The 15,774-nt window shown below is 47.2% G+C and carries 15 protein-coding genes and 1 pseudogene; 10 read left to right on the top strand and 6 right to left on the bottom strand.

Annotated elements, in window-relative coordinates; genetic code table 11:
- The first annotated feature begins 147 nt into the window (after window positions 1-147).
- The 6 genes from G9G57_RS17660 (at window position 148) to G9G57_RS17635 (ending at window position 6,175) form a co-directional block, all read left to right on the top strand.
- Window positions 148-1,440, top strand: a complete 1,293-nt coding sequence (locus G9G57_RS17660; RefSeq protein ID WP_016819320.1) for an ABC transporter substrate-binding protein — start codon at window positions 148-150, stop codon at window positions 1,438-1,440.
- A 190-nt stretch (window positions 1,441-1,630) separates the two neighbouring features.
- The gene (locus G9G57_RS17655; RefSeq protein WP_016819319.1) at window positions 1,631-2,539 is read left to right on the top strand and encodes a carbohydrate ABC transporter permease; all 909 of its coding nucleotides are present in this window, start codon (window positions 1,631-1,633) and stop codon (window positions 2,537-2,539) included.
- Between the two features lie 5 nt (window positions 2,540-2,544).
- Window positions 2,545-3,384: a carbohydrate ABC transporter permease gene (locus G9G57_RS17650; RefSeq protein WP_013369435.1), complete on the top strand. Its 840-nt coding sequence runs from the start codon at window positions 2,545-2,547 to the stop codon at window positions 3,382-3,384.
- Between the two features lie 116 nt (window positions 3,385-3,500).
- Window positions 3,501-4,613 carry a rhamnogalacturonan acetylesterase gene (locus tag G9G57_RS17645; RefSeq protein ID WP_164965338.1) on the top strand — a complete coding sequence of 371 codons (1,113 nt, stop codon included), beginning with the start codon at window positions 3,501-3,503 and terminating at the stop codon, window positions 4,611-4,613.
- A 73-nt stretch (window positions 4,614-4,686) separates the two neighbouring features.
- Complete coding sequence (locus G9G57_RS17640) at window positions 4,687-5,721, top strand: glycoside hydrolase family 88/105 protein (RefSeq protein WP_025364028.1); 1,035 nt, start codon at window positions 4,687-4,689, stop codon at window positions 5,719-5,721.
- A gap of 52 nt (window positions 5,722-5,773) precedes the next feature.
- Window positions 5,774-6,175 (top strand): sensory rhodopsin transducer, encoded by a 402-nt coding sequence (locus tag G9G57_RS17635; protein WP_025364029.1) that lies wholly within the window; start codon window positions 5,774-5,776, stop codon window positions 6,173-6,175.
- 102 nt (window positions 6,176-6,277) lie between these two features.
- Here G9G57_RS17635 and G9G57_RS17630 read toward each other — a convergent pair.
- The 3 genes and pseudogenes from G9G57_RS17630 to G9G57_RS17620 all read right to left on the bottom strand — a co-directional run bounded on the left by G9G57_RS17630 (window position 6,278) and on the right by G9G57_RS17620 (window position 9,955).
- Window positions 6,278-7,227, bottom strand: a pseudogene (locus tag G9G57_RS17630) (DMT family transporter).
- Between the two features lie 207 nt (window positions 7,228-7,434).
- On the bottom strand, window positions 7,435-8,751 hold the full coding sequence (locus G9G57_RS17625; RefSeq protein WP_029514832.1) for a glutamate-1-semialdehyde 2,1-aminomutase: 1,317 nt from the start codon (window positions 8,749-8,751) through the stop codon (window positions 7,435-7,437).
- A gap of 82 nt (window positions 8,752-8,833) precedes the next feature.
- Window positions 8,834-9,955, bottom strand: coding sequence for an LCP family protein (locus G9G57_RS17620; protein ID WP_044788127.1), 1,122 nt, complete (start codon window positions 9,953-9,955; stop codon window positions 8,834-8,836).
- Window positions 9,956-10,058: 103 nt separating this feature from the next.
- Here G9G57_RS17620 and G9G57_RS17615 point away from each other — a divergent pair, with 103 nt between their 5' ends.
- Genes G9G57_RS17615 through bcp form a run of 4 tightly spaced genes read left to right on the top strand, consistent with a single transcriptional unit; the run spans window position 10,059 to window position 13,198 of the window.
- On the top strand, window positions 10,059-11,099 hold the full coding sequence (locus G9G57_RS17615) for an ABC transporter ATP-binding protein (protein WP_107734909.1): 1,041 nt from the start codon (window positions 10,059-10,061) through the stop codon (window positions 11,097-11,099).
- Window positions 11,092-11,886 carry an ABC transporter permease gene (locus G9G57_RS17610; RefSeq protein ID WP_016819311.1) on the top strand — a complete coding sequence of 265 codons (795 nt, stop codon included), beginning with the start codon at window positions 11,092-11,094 and terminating at the stop codon, window positions 11,884-11,886. Before G9G57_RS17615 ends, G9G57_RS17610 begins: the two co-directional genes overlap by 8 nt.
- Window positions 11,887-11,890: 4 nt before the next feature.
- Window positions 11,891-12,679, top strand: a complete 789-nt coding sequence (locus G9G57_RS17605; protein WP_080902359.1) for an ABC transporter permease — start codon at window positions 11,891-11,893, stop codon at window positions 12,677-12,679.
- A 42-nt stretch (window positions 12,680-12,721) separates the two neighbouring features.
- Window positions 12,722-13,198 (top strand): thioredoxin-dependent thiol peroxidase, encoded by a 477-nt coding sequence (bcp, locus tag G9G57_RS17600; RefSeq protein WP_044788125.1) that lies wholly within the window; start codon window positions 12,722-12,724, stop codon window positions 13,196-13,198.
- Window positions 13,199-13,261: 63 nt separating this feature from the next.
- Here bcp and G9G57_RS17595 read toward each other — a convergent pair whose 3' ends face one another.
- From G9G57_RS17595 to G9G57_RS17585, 3 genes are read right to left on the bottom strand one after another with little or no spacing between them, the layout of a single operon-like run.
- On the bottom strand, window positions 13,262-14,377 hold the full coding sequence (locus G9G57_RS17595; protein WP_164965337.1) for a GerAB/ArcD/ProY family transporter: 1,116 nt from the start codon (window positions 14,375-14,377) through the stop codon (window positions 13,262-13,264).
- Between the two features lie 15 nt (window positions 14,378-14,392).
- Window positions 14,393-14,629: a hypothetical protein gene (locus G9G57_RS17590; RefSeq protein ID WP_016819308.1), complete on the bottom strand. Its 237-nt coding sequence runs from the start codon at window positions 14,627-14,629 to the stop codon at window positions 14,393-14,395.
- A 31-nt stretch (window positions 14,630-14,660) separates the two neighbouring features.
- Entirely contained in the window at window positions 14,661-15,770 is a 1,110-nt protein-coding gene (locus G9G57_RS17585; protein WP_016819307.1) for a GerAB/ArcD/ProY family transporter, read from the bottom strand.
- Between the last annotated feature and the right edge of the window lie 4 nt (window positions 15,771-15,774).

The raw sequence follows: 15,774 nt of genomic DNA, 5'->3' as shown, positions 1-15,774 counted from the left end.
CTTTGAAATCTGATTTGTGTATTCCAATGTTTCTCTGCTTTTGGGAAAATAACAACAGGAGCAAATGTAAACGCTATCAAACAAGCGTAAGTACATTGTTACTCATAATAAGGCTCCTTTCTAGAACAGCGAAAAGGGGAGAGATAGGTGGGCAAAAAGGGATGGTTTCTGGTCATAGCGATGCTGCTTGTGTTGACGACGGCATGTAGTGGAGCAGACGGTGGAGGCAATTCGGGCACAAGTGCAGACGGGAAAGTAAAGTTGCGGATTGCTTGGTGGGGATCGGATACGCGCCACGAATATACGCAGAAGGTTATCGATTTGTATAAGCAAAAAAATCCGAATGTAACGATTGATGTGGAATATGCCTCTTTTGATGACTACTGGAAGAAGCTCGCACCGCAGGCGGCAGCAAACCAACTGCCGGATATCGTGCAGATGGACATTTCGTATATTAGCCAATATGCGAAGAACGGCCAGCTGGAAGATATGGCGCCTTACTTGAATCAGAAAATCCAAGTCGCTGATGTAAACGAAAATGTACTCAAAACCGGAATCATTGCCGGAAAGCAATATGGTATTCCAACAGGTGTCAATGTGCTGGGCTTCCAGTACGATCCGGCACTGCTCAAAAAAGCGGGCATAGACAAAATTCCTGATGACTGGACATGGGACCAATACAAAGAGCTGGCTTTGAAGGCAGCCTCCAATAAAGTTTACTTTGACAGCTCCATGGCTGCGGATATTTTCTTCCACTACTATTTGCGGACACATGGAAAATCTCTCTACAATACGGAAGGAACAGGATTGGGGTATGATGACGATAAGCTGTTTGTTGATTTCTTCGGTGGTTTAGCTGAGCTGATTAAGAAGGGGGCGACACCGACTCCTGAAGTCATGAACCAAACCAAGGGAATTCTTGAGGAATCGGATATCGTAAAAGGAACAGGTATCGGCATTTGGCAGTGGTCCAATCAGTATGTGGGCTTACAACAGGTCGTTAATCGCCCAATGGCGCTTGCTCCGATGTTTGGACCGAATATGGAAAAAGGCGTGTATATGCAGCCTACCATGTATTGGGCGGTGGCTTCCCGTTCACAGGTGAAGGATGAGGCCGCAAAGTTTATTGATTTCTGGATGAACGATGTAGAAGCGAATAAATTGATTAAAGGCGAACGCGGAGTACCAATTTCCGCCAAAATCAAGGAAGCTGTAGCGCCGGAGTTGAGCGAGGCAACGAAGCAGGTGTTTGAATTTGTGGCTTCCATGGAGCCAAAAGCTTCTCCAATGAGCCCACCTCCGCCAGTCGGATCACCGGAAGTGATTGCTACTTTGACCGATTATATTGAGCAGGTCAATTTCGGGCAGATGACGCCTGAAGACGCAGCGGTCAAATTCCGGGCTGATGCGAATACCATCCTTGCGAATAACAAGCAGTAATAATGCAGGGTTGAAGGATCGATTCGTTAGGTTAACCGTGCGTAGTGCAAAGCATGACTTGCGCACGGTTGATCCGACGAACCCATTGCAGAGGCAACCTTTGTAGATATCACAATATAGTTCGTATAACAACGACTATATAATATCTCTGAATTAGAAATTTTTTTAAATGCAACAGAAGGGAGGCTTGATGAGCTTGCGAAATCATCAGAGCTTGAAAGCCAATATGACCGGATATGCGTTTATCAGCCCGTTTATTGTGGGCTTTCTGGCATTTACGTTAATTCCAATGTTTATTTCGCTGTATCTGTCCTTTACGAGCTACAATCTGTTCACCCCGCCCAAATGGATTGGTCTGGGTAACTTCGAAAAAATGTTCACAGGTGATCCGAAATATTGGAATTCGATCAGGGTCACATTTACGTATGTATTGGTCGGTGTACCGTTGCGACTGATTTTCGCGTTGTTTGTGGCGATGATTTTGAATACCAAGTCACGCATGGTAGGCACCTATCGGACGATGTATTATCTGCCTTCTATTATCGGGGGTAGCGTTGCAGTGTCCATCATGTGGCGCAATATTTTCAGTAATGAGGGCATTGTTAACAGCTTGCTTTCGGCCTTGGGGGCAACCCCAGTGAAATGGTTTGGTGATCCGAATGCTTCGCTCATGATGCTGATCACCTTGTCTGTATGGCAATTTGGTTCATCCATGCTTATTTTTCTAGCAGGGCTGAAAAACATTCCGCTTGAAATGTACGAGGCATCCAGTGTAGATGGCGCTACGCCAGTACGAAAATTTTTCAGTATTACGCTGCCACTGCTGAGTCCGATTATTTTATTTAACTTGATTATGCAGACGATCAGTGCGTTTATGACCTTCGTCCCAGCCTATGTTATCTCCAAGGGTGAGGGTGGTCCAATGGATGGAACGATGCTGCATTCACTGTATCTGTTCCGGCAGGCGTTTATGTTCAGCAATATGGGATATGCGGCAGCTATGGCCTGGGTCATGCTCATTATGATTGCGATACTGACAGCGATTTTATTTATGACATCCAAATTCTGGGTGTTCTATGAAACGGAAAAGGGGCGCTGATACCAATGGCATGGAAAACGTTCAAATGGCCAATTTATCACATTCTGGTTGCTGCACTGGCGCTCCTAATGCTGTATCCCGTGTTCTGGATGCTGTTCAGCTCTTTTAAAGAAAGTCGGACGATATTCGTCACGGCCTCCTCGCTTTTCCCTACAGAATGGATTTGGCAAAACTATGTAACAGGCTGGAAAGGCACGACTGGTTATAACTTTGGCACATATATTCTGAATTCGCTCACGATCGTAGTGATTTCCACGATTGGCGCTGTGCTTTCCTCCTCATTGATCGCATTTGGCTTCGCACGTTTGAAATTCAAAGGGCGTAACTTGTGGTTTGCTCTGATGATGGTGACGCTGATGCTGCCGGGGGATGTAGTGCTGGTACCGCAATATATTATTTTCACCAAGCTTGGATGGATCAATACGATCTTACCGTTGGTGGTGCCATCCTTTTTCGGGATGCCGTTCTTCATCTTTCTGATGGTGCAGTTTATACGGACGATTCCAGCAGAGCTGGATGAAGCGGCGACGATTGACGGATGCGGCAAGTTCCGGTTGTATTTTCGAATTATTTTACCCTTGCTCAAATCCTCGCTGGCTACGGCGGCAATCTTCTCTTTCTACTGGAAGTGGGAGGATTTGTTAGGCCCGGTACTGTATCTGAACTCGCCAGAGAAATATACCGTATCGATTGCACTCAAAATGTTCCTCGACAGTGAGTCTGCCTCCAACTGGGGAGGAATGTTCGCGATGTCCATCCTAAGTCTGCTGCCTGTCATCGCTGTATTCTTCGCTTTCCAAAAGCAAATCGTAGAAGGAATGAGCACGAGTGGTCTGAAGGGATAAGACCTAAAAAATGTATAGTCTGAGGATATAAAGCTCGCGCATAGAAATGGGCTGCATCTGGATATGCATACAATTGATGGTGAGGATTTAAGGGTGAAGGCCGAGGAGTGAGTAAAATGTGGAAGTTTGACTTTGGTCCGGGGGAACCTGCGGAGGGCTACAAGGCCATGTCCCCGGATTGCATATATACGGCTGAGCAAGGCTATGGCTTCGAGACTACGGAGCATGTGTATGGCCGACAAAGGCAGAATCCAGCCAAGGATGCACATACACGGCTGCGAAGCAGCTTTTGTATTCCACTGAACGCTTCGTTTGTTGCAGATGTACCGGACGGAATAGTTTTGGTCACCGTATTGCTCGGCGATCCACTGGCAGAAACGCTCACGCGGCTCCGGGCTGGTGAGGGCAAGCATATGCTGCCTCCCGTCCACACATTGCCAGGCCAGTTCACCGAGGCAATGTTTACAGTGCCTATCCGGGATGGTAAACTGCGCCTCATCGTATCTGGCACCGCACCGAGACTCAATGCGCTGGAGATTGTGCTAGCACCACAGAATCTCCGGCTATTCCTAGCCGGAGATTCCACGGTTACGGATCAAGGGATGTCCGGCTATCCGTACACAGGCTGGGGACAGGCTTTGCCGGCCCTGTTCAAGCATGATGTCTGCGTGGATAACCACGCCGTATCGGGGCGAAGCTCCAAGAGCTTCGTGGACGAGGGACGGCTGGACGCTATTTTGGAAGAAATGAAGACAGGAGACTTCCTGTTCATCCAGTTCGGCCATAATGATCAGAAGCCCGATCTGGAGCGGGCCACGGAGCCTATTACGACCTACAAGGAGCATCTGCGCCTGTATGTCGACGGAGCGAGAAGCAAGGGCGGAACCCCGGTGCTGATTACGCCTGTACATCGTCGCTATTTTAACGTGGACGGTACGTTGTCCGACACACATGGCGACTATATAACGGCGGTTCGCGAGCTGGCCGAAGAAGCGAACGTGCCGCTTATTGATCTGTCTGCCCGCACGCAGGAGTTATATGAAGAGCTTGGCCCCGAAGAGAGCAAGGAGCTTTTTATGTGGCTGCTGCCTGGGGAATATATGAACTTTTCCGGCGGTTTAGAGGATAATACACATTTTCATGAGAATGGCGCGGTTCGGATTGCAAATATGGTGACGGCGGCTGTGAAGGAACTGGATTTGCAACCGCTGCGCATGTACTTACGTTGACAGATGACCTTTTTTGGAACAGGTGGCAAGGAGGGCAACTAGCGTGAAGCTTACCAAGGGAGGAGACGTGGAAATGCCCGCATTGAGTTTTGATGAGGAACAGATTAAACAGGTGATTGACCGGGTAGTGGAACGCACGTTTCAAATGCACTATAGCTGGGATTGGCCAGGTGGAGTAGCCTTTTATGGAGTATGCGAAGCCTATGAAGCGACAGGCAATGAACAGTATTTGACCAAGCTGAAAGAATGGGTTGACGAAAATATTGAGGATGGACTTCCGCCACTGTCGGTGAACGGCGTTTCTGTCGGGCATTGTTTGTTGACGCTACATCAGGCTACAGGTGAGCAAAAATACCTGGATATCGCTATCGAGATGGCAGAATTTTTGACGAAAAAAGCTGAACGGTTTGCCGACGGCATTTTCCAGCATACCGTGAATTCACTACATGATGTATTTCCGCAGCAAGCATGGGTGGATACGATGTTTATGGCCGGTTATTATTTGCTGCGGATCGGTCATTTGCTGGGCAACAAGACATATTGGGAGGATGGAATCCGGCAATATCACGGGCATGAAGAATTTTTGCAGGACCCGGATACGAATTTGTATTACCATGGCTGGGATCATGCGAACCAAAGCCGCATGTCGGGCATATACTGGGCGCGCGGCAATTCATGGGCAGCACTCACGATGGCCAAGGCGCTGAAATGTGTCGAGGTGCAGCATCCATCCTACATGATCATTGACGGCTCACTGCGTGACCAACTCAATGCACTGGTGCGGCTGCAATCCCCCGAAGGGCTATGGCATACGGTGCTGAACGATGATACCTCTTATCTGGAAACCTCTGGTTCGGCAGGAATTGCGACTGCTTTGCTTATGCAGGGCCGATTGTTTAACAAATACACGCAAAAGGCGATTGACGGTATCCTTTCCCGCATTAAAGAGGACGGCACAGTGACTGGCGTATCCGCTGGAACTGCTGTAATGAACGATATAGATGGCTACCGAAACGTACCCTACAAACGCATTCAGGGGTGGGGTCAGGGCTTGGCGCTTGCTTTTCTGGCTGAACTGCTGCGTACCCAGGAGAATCCGTACGGGTAGAAAAGAGGCATAGAGATGTAAAAGTATTCATAGCTGAAAGGAGGCCATTGGCATGGGAGATACTGAACGGTCACAGGAAAAGGCGGCTAATCAGCCGCAAGGAAGCTTATTCTGGGTCATTCCCGACGGGTATATTCCACCGGAAAGCCGGGGAGAGCTGCTCAGTCATGAAAGTATATGTGTGCTGAACTGTGGAAACTGTGCGGCAAAGCTGAGCATAGACATTTATTTTGAAGACCGCGAGCCGTTGGAGGGAATGATCGAGGTGGTGGAAGGAAGACGAACCCGCCATATCCGAACAGCCTCGCTGGAAAAGTCCGGCGAACGGATTCCGACAGGTATTCCTTACGCAATTACGGTCACTAGCGATGTGCCCATCATTGTACAATATAGTAGACTGGACACCACACAGCCGGAACTGGCATTAATGAGTGTCATGGCGTACCCGGTCTAGTCCGACGAAGGGCAAAGAAGATAAAAAAGAAATCTCCAGGCTGGAATTGCCCAGCTTGGAGATTTCTTTTTTAAGACAAGATTTGTGCCTGCTCTTAGTCCATTATTGGGATTTTGCCGAAGTTGTTTTGATCGGCGCGAAGCTTTTTCGTCCTCCGAAATTGGTGCCCACTACACCGATAATAATCACCACAGCACCAATAATGTGATAGTAGGCAAGCTGCTCTTTCAAAATGTAAGCACCGGCAATCATGGAGATAAGGGTGGATAAATTACCAATCACACTCATTTTGGAGGCTTCGATCCACTTCAAGGCAAAGCTCGATAACAGCGAGGTGACGAGGGTAGACAGTATGCCCAGATAAGCCAGTGCTAGCCAATAATCTGGCTTTACCAGCGGCGCGGTATAGGCGCTCATAGAGCCGTCTATGGCATGATACCCCAAGGCCGCCAGGTTAAAAACGATACATCCTAAAATGGAGGTAACGTAGGTCAACTCCATCGGACTGTACTTTTGCGTTAATGGACGAGCCAGCACGTTATAGCCAGATAGGCATATAGCAGAGAGCACGAGCAGAACAATGCCGCCAAAGCTATTGGAAGCTAACGGTGCTCCGCTCTTCATCACAAATATAAAAACCACGCCAAAGACAGAGAGTAGTAAGGAAATCTTTTGAAGCACTGTTGTGCGCTCTTTAAGAAAATAGGAGGCTAACAGAAGTGTAAAGATAGGAACGGTAGCTTGAATAATTCCACCTTCCGATGAAGAAGTGCTCATCAGCCCGAACGCTTGTAAGGGGAAAAAAGTAAAGGTGAAAGCAGCGCCAATGGCAAGATACGCAGCACATCACGCCACTTGATATTGATTTTAATCCAACCCAGCAGCACTGGAATAGTCAAAGCAATCAATGACAACGCGAAGCGGTGGGCGATCACATCCAGTGGGCTTGCCTCCGTCACTGTCAGTTTTACAAATAAAAATGAGAAGCCAAGTATAGCTGCATAGCTGAGAGCTGCCAGATAGGCGACCCCATTTCTGGAACGACTGTGCATAATAAACCTCCGTAATCATGATCTCAACTTGTGGTTCTCTCAATATAACCGGATGGTATAACCAGATACAATTCATAAATTTCACAACTGTACGGGTACAGTTGTGAAATGAAAAAGAGCTGGAACGCAGTCCCAGATGTCGGATACCCATCTTTAAGACTACTTCCAGCTCTCATTCTATTCATATTTTATCGCTTACTGCTCTGCTTATTTACCTTGTGACATCGCGCGGAACGAATCGTCCGCTGCTTCCAGCGTGGCATCCACGTCTTCGTCCGTATGCGCTGTTGTGAGGAACCAAGCTTCGAACTTGGATGGAGCCAGATGGATACCACGATTCAGCATGTGACGGAAGAAGGATGCGAACGCTTCGCTATCCGTGTCCTGCGCCTGTGCATAGTTCGTGATTGGATGATCGCAGAAATGCGTCGAGAACGCTCCGCGAATGCGGTTGATCGTCAATGGCACGCCGTAGCGATCAGCGGAAGACTGAATACCGTCCGTCAGTCTCACAGCCAGACGCTCCATCTCTTCATACACGCCTTCCCCTTGAAGAACTTCAAGACAGGCGATGCCTGAAGAGATGGAAGCCGGGTTGCCTGCCATTGTACCTGCCTGATAGGCTGGGCCGAGTGGGGCAACCTGCTCCATGATCTGCTTGCTGCCGCCGTAGGCACCAATCGGCAGACCACCGCCCATGATTTTGCCCAGCGCGGTCAAATCCGGCTGAATCGCATCATGATTGTCCAGACCTGCATACGTTTGGGTTGAGCCGTAGTGGAAGCGGAAGGCGGTAATGACCTCGTCATAAATGACAAGGGAGCCGTTCGCCCGCGCCATCGAGCACAGCCCTTCCAGATAGCCTGGCTGTGGCATCACCATGCCGAAATTACCGACAATCGGTTCCACCATGACTGCCGCCACATCGTCGCTCCAGCGCTCCAAAGCTTGGCGCAATGCGTCAAGGTCATTGAATGGCACAGTAATGACCTCGCTCGCAATGTTGGTTGTAATGCCTGCGCTGTCAGGTATGCCCAGTGTGGAAGGGCCGGAGCCTGCGGCTACAAGTACCAGATCCGAGTGACCGTGGTAGCAACCGGCAAATTTGATGATCTTGTTCCGCCCAGTATAGGCCCGTGCCACACGAATCGTCGTCATGACCGCTTCTGTGCCGGAATTCACAAACCGGACTTTATCCATAGAAGGAATGGCCTCTTTTAGCATCTTGGCCAGTTTGATTTCCAATGCCGTCGAGGTTCCATACAATACGCCATTCGCAGCCGCTTCGCTGATGGCCTTGGTAATATGGGGGTGAGCATGTCCGGTAATAATAGGGCCGTAGGCCGCCAAATAATCGATATACCGATTATCATCCTCATCCCAGAAATGAGCGCCTTGGGCGCGTTTCATGAATACTGGAGCGCCACCGCCCACAGCTTTAAAGGAGCGTGAAGGGCTGTTAACGCCCCCGACAATATGCTCCAGGGCTTCTTTATATAGTGCTTCGGAGTTTTCCCGTTTCATCATCAAAACTTCCTTTCCGTTCATTAAAATAGGGTATACACACGCCAAAGGGCAGCGTTCACGGCTGCCCCTGCATACATCATTATAGCTCTTTTTGTCCTGTCTTTGTTGTTGATTGTGTGGAAGCATCCTCAGTACTGGTTTTATTGCCTCCTGTAAAGGAAGCTTTATCCGTCTTGGAGGACGATGCACTATCCGGCTGTTTCGTTTCGTTTTGATCCTTATTTTGTTCCTGTGTTTGTGTAGGAGGATTATTAAATATATCCTGTACATAAGATTTCAGTTCTTCCGGATCACGGACGGTAAGAACTGCCGCGCCGCCCACATTTTCTTCGCCAAGCAGCTTCATCGGTGGAACCTGTTCGCTGCCTGCAAAGCTGCTTTGGTACCCCACATTCGCTAGCTTCCACATATCGTTAACACTGAGATTCGTATCAATGTACGGGTTAACCTGCTCTAAAATGCTTGGCAGATTAGCAATGGAAGTCGTAGTCTGCATTTTCTGGGCTACAGCCTCCAAAAATGCCCGTTGCCGTCCGGAACGGGAGAAGTCGGACATGGCATCGTGGCGGAATCGCACATATTGAAGCGCCGTCTTACCGTCCAGATGCTGCATACCCTTTTTCAAATCAATATCGTATTCATGCTTATCCGCATTACTTGTATAATGCATATCCTTTTCCACTTCAAAATCAATGCCGCCTACAGCGTCCACTAGTTTAATAAAGCCTTGGAAATCCGTATACACATAATATTGCACTGGGATGCCCAATAGATCGCCAGCCGTCTTCATGGCCGTATTGGGTCCGTGAGTAATGGCGGTGTTGATCCGATTTTTTCCGTAGCCGGGAATATCCACGTACGTATCACGCAAAATAGAGAACAGGTGCATTTTTTTCTTCACAGGGTCCAGCGATACAACCATCATGCTGTCCGATCGGGGGACTTCCCCTTTCTGGATGCCACGACCATCGACACCCATCAGCAAAATGTTGACCATATCGGTACCTTCCCACTTGGGCGGTTCTGGTGTACGAACCTGATCGACCTGCTTTACATTTTTGAAGGGGGAGTTAGCACCCTCTTTATGCAGATTATCCAGCTGATTATAAATGGATGTAAAATAGTACACGGCAAAGCCGACAATCGCGACGATTACCACGGCTAGAACCGACCATATCGTCCTTTTGGTTCTGCTTGTCATGGATGCTCTCCCTTTCGCTTTTCAGTTCATTACATTATAATTTCTTTTTGGAGCACAATCAATTTAACTATGGATTTTACAAATCCTGATTGAGAGGTATAACATGCTGGCAATTGATGTGCAGGATCTGCGCAAAACATTTAAGGTTCAAAAAAACCGCGAGGGCTTAAAAGGCGCCTTCCTTGATTTATTCGCCCGCGAATACAACGAGGTGGCTGCGGTCAAAGATATATCCTTCCGTATTCCGCAAGGGGAAATATGCGGTTATATTGGTGAGAACGGGGCTGGAAAGTCCACCACGATTAAGATGTTGACAGGTATTCTCGTGCCAACATCGGGACATCTCAAGGTGGGGGGCTATGTCCCTTATGAGGATCGCGAGAAGTTTGTAGGTAACATAGGCGTTGTTTTTGGTCAGCGCAGCCAGCTTTGGTGGGACATCGGCGTGATCGAGTCTTTTCAACTGCTGCGCAAAGTATATCAGGTTCCGGCTATGGACTTCAAACGCAGGCTGGATGAGCTGGTAGAAAGGCTGCAATTGCAGGATTTGCTAAGCCGCCCGGTGCGCAAACTTAGTCTTGGACAACGGATGCGTTGTGAGCTGGTAGCTGCTTTGCTGCACAATCCGTCGATTGTTTTTCTGGACGAGCCGACCATTGGGCTTGATATTATGGTAAAGTCCGAAATTCGTGAGTTTTTGAAGGACATGAACCGGGAACACGGGACCACTATTTTGCTGACGACCCATGATTTACAGGATATTGAGGCGCTGTGCTCGCGCGTCATTATGTTGGATGATGGGAATATCATTTATGATGGTGGACTGGATGATCTCAAGGCTCGTTGGGGGACAGGTCGGGAAGTACGGTTTCAATTTGGTACGACGACTGGGCTGGAGCAATTGCAGGCATGGACAGCCGATATGCCATTGACGTGGACTATGGATAACGATTTGGCTGCCAAGGTGTGGATTCCTCTTCATATTAATGTATCGGATGTGCTGGCTAGCGTAGTTGGCCGCACGGACATTACGGATATCAAAATCATTGAAACCAACACGGATGATATCGTTCGCAGTATCTATCAGTCTGGCTCGGCAGAACGCCAAGGCAATCCGCTAGTGGAGGCCAAAGTTCATGCTTAGCGTATATACCGATTTTATTCGTATCCGATTTCTCACGATGCTTGCTTATCGTGTGAACTATTATTCGGGCATACTTATTTATTCCATGAATATCGGCGTGTATTATTTCACATACAAAGCGATATATGGCGATGCGGGTAGTATTGGAGGCTTTACTGCTGCTCAGATGACGACCTATGTAGCCGTATCGTGGATGGCGAGAGCCTTTTATTTTAACAATCTGGATCGCGAAATATCGACAGATATTCGTGATGGAAGCATTGCTATTCAGATGATCCGACCTTATAACTATGTACTTGTTAAGTTTATGCAGGGACTCGGTGAGGGGATGTTTCGCTTCCTCTTGTTTATGATTCCGGGCATGGCGATTGCGATGCTGCTGTTCCCCGTGAAGCTTCCCAGTGACCCGGTAGCCTGGATTGGTTTTCTGGTCATGCTGTTTTTCAGCTTTCTGATCAACACTCAGATTAATATTATTACGGGCTTGACGGCCTTTTTTATCGAAAACAATGAGGGCATGATGCGTATGAAGCGCGTAGTCGTAGACCTGTTTTCTGGGTTGATTTTGCCAATTAGCTTGTTTCCGGGCTGGCTGGCAACAATTTCCCAATGGATGCCGTTTCAGGCAATTACTTATTTGCCGGGCTCTGTATTTACGGGACGTGTAAAAGGCGTTGGCATATGGAATGTGCTGGGTATTCAAATCATTTGGCTGGTCGTTCTGCTCGTGCCGATGATCATCATTTGGCGGCTGGCGCGCAGACGTCTGTTCGTGCAGGGAGGGTAAGCCGATGATGTACTATTTGGGTCTCATTAGCGAATATTTGAAAAATTACATGAAGTCACGGCTCACCTATCGTGCCGATTTTTGGGTAGAAGTCATTTCGGATCTGCTCTTTCAGGCCACGAATCTTATTTTTATTTTAGTTATATTTATGCATACAGACAGCTTGGGTGGCTGGAGTGAAAATGAGGTCGTGTTCGTTTATGGATTTTTTATGGTTCCTTACGGACTGTTTAGTTGTTTCGTTAATCTTTGGAACTTTAGCGAGCGTTATATTGTAAAAGGTGAACTCGACCGAGTAATGACCCGTCCTGCGTATAATCTATTCCAGATTTTCCTTGAAAATGTGGACCCACCCGCGCTGGTTGGCTCAGTGATTGGTCTGATTATTATGGGGATCAGCGGCGCACAGATGGATTTGGCTATGGAGTGGTGGTTCGTACCAGCGTTGATCGTTTTGAGTTTAAGTGCCGTGGCGATCTATACGGGTATATACACCATATTGACTTCTCTTTCATTCTTTTCGGATGCGCCCACAGGAATTATTCCGCTCATGTACAATATTCAGGGCTACGGACGTTATCCGGTAACGATCTATAACCGTGCCATTCAGGTTGTGCTGACTTGGATACTGCCTTTTGCTTTTGTTGGCGTATATCCCGCTTCCCTGTTCCTTCAACGAGAGGACATGCGCCATATGGCGCTCTTAACTCCTGTGATGGGAATTGTCTTTCTCACACTAGGCTTACTGGCTTGGAACTGGGGGATTCGGCGTTACCGGGGTGCTGGCTCATAGGGCGGATGATATAAGAACCCCTACAAGATAGGAGATGATAAGATGTCCACGACATTGACCGTTATTGGAGAAGGGGCACCAGACTTTGAACTGCCTGGAAGTGAGGGCAAGAGTGTCAAGCTGTCGGATTATCGAGGCAGTAGAGTATTGTTGTACTTTTATCCCAAGGATTTGACCTCTAGCTGTTCGACCCAGGCTTGCGATTTTCGAGATAAACATTCAGAGTTTGAAGGTTTGAACACCGTGATTATGGGCATAAGCCCTGATCCACTTAAGCAGCATGACAAGTTTATTGCCAAGTACGGTCTACCTTTTCAGTTGTTATCTGATGAAGAGCATCAGGTGGCTGAGATATATGGTGTATGGCAGCAAAAACAAATGTACGGCAAGCAGTACATGGGCATTGTTCGCTCTACGTTCCTTATTGATGAGAATGGCATTTTAGTTCATGAATGGCGCGGTTTAAGAGTAAAAGGACATATTGATGCTGCGCTGGCTTACATTCAGGACATGGCATAAGTTATGAAAAACCTTTTGGAATCGCGTTATGCTTTTTAAGCGTCGGTTTCAGAAGGTTTTTTGTTAATGTTTAGATATGTTTTGCCGCTGCTTCCACTTTTGCCGGCAGAGGTAAACAATCCATAAAAGAAGTGGAATGATCAAGCCGTTCGTATAATGCCAGGCTGCCATGGGATAAACAAGAGTTCTTACATAATAAAACACATTGGGGGTTACCAAAATGGTCATTCCATACACAAGCGCCCCCGCAGGTATAATAAAAGGTTGAACATTAGAAATTCGAAACAACTGGGTTATACCGAAAGTAAAGGCAAAGAAGAAAATGACTCCCTTAAAATAAGCGACTAGTGCCCAGAGCAAAGCAACCAGTGATTCAATGCGTGTAATATAATTCAGCTCATTAATTTTGGTTGAAAGGGCAGATGAAATGTATGGACTGTGGTTGGTCACGAAGGGTCCAATCACAAGCAGGGAGAGCAGCAGAAAGAGGCTAATCAGTACTCCGCCTAGAAGCGATGCGAGCAGCATATCCCTTTTAAAATGACCTTTTTTGTTGACAAAAGGGAAAACCATGAGCATGATAGACATTCCGGCAAAAGGCATTGCCGCGCCTGGAACCATCCCTTTAGCAACTGGAGCGAGCCCGTTTTCCAAAACAGGACGTACATTAGAAAGGTGAATTTGTGGTAGCAGCGCTAGGATCAAGCCACTAAAAATGAATATATACACAGGTATCAAAATCTCGCTAACCCGACTAAAGGCTTCAATTCCCGCTAATGCAGCAAGCACAAGCATCAAAACTTCCATCGCCAGTAGAACGCGCAAAGGAGTGTCCTCAAATATCTGTGTAGTCAGATAATCACCTACCTCTCTCGCATTAAGGACGACACCCATGAAGAAATAAAACAAATACCAGCAGGAGATAATGGTTCCGAACACGGGCCCCAAAATTTTGCGAATCGCTTCAATAAGTGTAAGATTCGGGTGGAGTTCATGAACGCGAATAAGCACGTAAATAATGATTAAGCCCAGCGGGATGGACAGTATGGAGCTGATCCAGGCATCCTGATGAGCAATATGTGTAATCATAGTCGGATAGATTAAGAGCATATCCCCGATTAAACTCATAAACATCAGGACAGTCACTTGCCGAACGCTAATACGTGCTTTTTTTGACATGTGGCTGTCTCCTTTCTAAAAACCAAATACATGTGATACAAAAGCGTTAACAGGGTTGTAGATGATTTCAATCAGCACCAGCGGGCTTGGCGTAACCTCTGATTTAGCGGCAAGGACACTAAGCCATGTGCCTATTCCGAGCATAATGATGTACACGAACATATCTTTAAAGCGATGTTTTCGATACAAGCCTGGCAAATCTTTGGCAGCAATGGCTAGACCGATACAGATAATAACAGTGGTGATTAGCACGGTGAAGGCTCCTTCCGTTAAAGGGTGTGGATCAACTGGGTTCCAGGCTGTGGCGGCCTTTCGATCTTAACTTGTATACGATAAGCAGCAGCGAAGGAAGGACAACAGAATCCGTCAAATCCCAATAAATCCAGGCATGGACGATCGTATCCAGATAGTAAGTAATATTAGGCGCCGACACGATAATCAGACCAAACAGGATCATGAAGCTAGGACCAAGAAAGGTCCGAACATTATTTAATCGCAGTAGCTGAGTCATTCCTAAGGTAAAGGCATAGAAGTGTAAAATGGTTTTAACAAAGGTAGTGATAATCCAGGCAGTACTCATCATGGATTCAATTCTCTGCAAGAAATTTCCTATGTTGATCTTTTTAGATAGCGTATAAGAGGTGTACACGCTATGTTCGGTTACAAAAGGGCCCAGCACCAGGAGAGAAACTAGGAGTAGTACGCTTAACAGAATACTGGCAGCAAGTCCGGAAAGTAAAACGGATTTTTTTAGACCCGGTTTTTTGCTCACATAGGGAAAAATCATGAGTAAAAAAGCTAGTTCACCGAATGGGTAGGAGAGCGCAAATAGGCTGCCCTCCATAATTTTAGGAATACCTTGCTCCATAATGGGCTTAAGCTGCTGACTGTCACATTGGGGAAGCAAGCATAGGATTAAAAACAAAGCAAAAGCCAAGCATAATGGAAATAAGATTTGAGCCGTACGCGCAATGGGTTCCAATCCCATATACATCCCCCACATCAGCACAAGGATGAAGAGTAAATTGATCACGGGAAGAGGCGTCATCACATAGGTCTGACTGTTCATAAAATCTCCGACTTCTCTTAAATAAATCGCTGAATTCATCATTAAATGGAACAAATACCATATTGAAATGAGGGCGCCTAGCCACGGACCCAAAATTCGCTGGCAGAGCTGAACAAAGGTGAGATCAGGATACAGCTGATGTACCCGCAGGAGTAACAGTAGTACAGCCAGTCCTGCAGGGATGCTAAGTAATGAGCTGATCCAGGCATCCTGCTTGGATATGCTAGTAATGAGGGAGGGGTATACCAGTACACAGTCTCCAATAATACTCAAAAATACGAGTACGGCTATATTTGTAATGCTGATACGCCCTTTCTCCTCCACCAAG

The sequence above is a fragment of the Paenibacillus sp. EKM211P genome, from assembly GCF_011066175.1.
In the GTDB taxonomy this organism is placed as follows: domain Bacteria; phylum Bacillota; class Bacilli; order Paenibacillales; family Paenibacillaceae; genus Paenibacillus; species Paenibacillus polymyxa.
This window is presented reverse-complemented; position numbering and strand designations above follow the sequence as displayed.